Raw genomic sequence first — 280 nt, 5'->3', positions numbered from 1 at the left:
GGTTGTTGGCGTGCGAGACGGTGTTACCGCTCATCGGCTTCTTGCCGGTGACCTGACAGACTTTGGACATGGCTTGATCCTCAAGACCGGGGCCGGCGGACGGGCCGTTCCCCGCGAAAACGAGCCGCGTTTTATACCAGCGAAGCGGCCGGGAGGCAAGCCAGGGGGGACCGGGGCGGTTCAAACCAGGGTAACGATCTCGCCGTAGCCCCCGAGGACCGTGTCGTCGGTCAGCAGGCGCATGGGCTCTACCAGGGCCTGCGCGACGAGCAGGCGGTCG

1 protein-coding gene is annotated in these 280 nt (G+C 66.4%); it reads right to left on the bottom strand.

Translation table 11 applies throughout. The annotated features are described in order from the left end of the window. Positions 1-70, bottom strand: a 70-nt coding sequence (locus LZP69_RS16780; RefSeq protein WP_442800697.1) for a large ribosomal subunit protein bL28, incomplete at its 3' end; no start/stop codon positions are given. Positions 71-280: the final 210 nt, after the last annotated feature.

Origin of the sequence: Shewanella sp. AS1, from assembly GCF_021412565.1 — a bacterium.
In the GTDB taxonomy this organism is placed as follows: domain Bacteria; phylum Pseudomonadota; class Gammaproteobacteria; order Enterobacterales; family Shewanellaceae; genus Shewanella.
Note: the sequence above shows the minus strand (reverse complement) of the source record. Positions and strands in the feature narration are given on the sequence as shown.